Genomic DNA, 1559 nt, shown 5'->3' on the forward strand with positions numbered 1-1559 from the left:
TAGGTGTCTAGATGAAGCAAGTAGACAAAAGCATCAAAATTAGCCAATATCTACAAATAAACATTCCTGCTCGATAGCATGAGCATAGGTACTCAATAGCACTCGTTTATCGTGTCCAGTCTGTTCTGCCAATGCGATAAAGTTAGCCCCGTTATTGAGGGCGTGGGAGATAGCAGAATGTCGAATCTTGTAAGGACTCCGATATTCAATCTGGCAACTTTCTAGAATGGTTTTCCAAGCCCTGGCTCTAAATCGATGATCGTTAATTGGTAAACCCTTGGGACTAGGAAAGACTAGATCTTCAGGATTGGGCTTTAGGCGATTTCGTCTGTCTCCCAGCATCGATATTACTGTTGGGGATAGCTGAATGGTGCGAGTTTTCCCCGTCTTCGTGCCCTTGTGGTTCTGGTGCCCACGGCTAATGGATTCACCGATCCAAGCTGTTGAGAAGTCCGCGCCCAAATGTTTCCATCTCAAACCCGCCGCCTCTCCAAACCGACAAGCGGTGTGGGATAGGAAAATTACAAATTCGGTGTAATGGTAGTAATGGGGATGTGCTTTAAATGCAGTAACGATCGCTTGAAGTTCGGCAATAGTGAAGGGTTTATTTTGTTGTCTAGATTGCCCACCCTTACCCCGCGAACGCGCTCGATCGAGGCATTCCGACCAAGGGTTAATCTCAGTCGTATGATACTTGCCCTTGGCCCATTCCCAGCAAGCCTTGAGATCGAATAGACGTTCTTTGATCGTTCCATCTGATACAGCCTCGGACCAGCGCGAAATCGCATCTTTAGCCACAGATTCAGTTACTTTTTCTGCTGGCTTATCCCCCAATAATTGCTTGAGCTTGGAAGCAATGCCCTTTAGTCGATCGAGTGAACTGCGAGATAGTTCTCGATCTTGCGCTCTGTAATCTGCATATAGCTCAAACAGTCTTGCCGCAGTTATCGCAGTTGGATTCTTCCCCAGAGTGCGAGGTTTGTACCGGAGTAGAGTATTGTCAAAGTTCCCGTAGGCAATATCTTTCTGGATTTGGGCGATCTTTTGATTGGCGTTAGATATCCCGACAGGATTGTTGTGTTTTGGCAAACTAAAGCTATATGGCTTCCCATCGTGGGTAAACCTTACTAGTAGGCTGTTGCCGCGTTTCTCGATGTGCATAAAAACAGTGGGTGAAATGGTGGGTGATATACCGACCAAACCAGTCAAAACAGCACGATATTTAGTGTGGGTAGACAGCAAAAATCAGCTCTTAGAACATGGTTTGTTTTCTAAAAGCCTTACCAGCAGTATGTCTCAACCCTATGAACGTACCCCGACTCGAACGGGGGGCCTCATCGATGTCAACGATGCGCTCTAACCAACTGAGCTATACATTCTTATAGTCCCTAAATTTAGCATAGAAAACTTGTAAAAGTCAATACTCGATCGATGTTGTCCAACTACAGCTTCAAATCGGTAGTCAGGAGATGTCAGATAGTCAATTGTCGATTGTCAATGCTAAGATGGTTGAATGTCTCCAAGGTTGGCCGATCGGTTTAGGCAGCGGACTCATAATC

General features: G+C 45.7%; 1 protein-coding gene and 1 tRNA gene. Both read right to left on the bottom strand.

Annotation, left to right across the window (positions count from 1 at the left end; genetic code table 11):
- Positions 1-39: 39 nt before the first annotated feature.
- A complete protein-coding gene (locus tag RMO52_RS13540) occupies positions 40-1161 on the bottom strand; it encodes a tyrosine-type recombinase/integrase (protein ID WP_310415039.1) in 1122 nt (373 codons plus the stop codon).
- Positions 1162-1305: 144 nt separating this feature from the next.
- Positions 1306-1379: transfer RNA gene (locus RMO52_RS13545), tRNA-Val, on the bottom strand.
- Positions 1380-1559 lie beyond the last annotated feature (180 nt).

The sequence above is a fragment of the Chamaesiphon sp. OTE_8_metabat_110 genome, assembly GCF_031382685.1.
Classification (GTDB): Bacteria; Cyanobacteriota; Cyanobacteriia; order Cyanobacteriales; family Chamaesiphonaceae; genus Chamaesiphon.

Coding starts and splice junctions, on each gene's coding strand:
- RMO52_RS13540 (WP_310415039.1), bottom strand. CDS start 1,161: ATGCACATCGAGAAACGCGGCAACAGCCTACTAGTAAGGTTTACCCAC.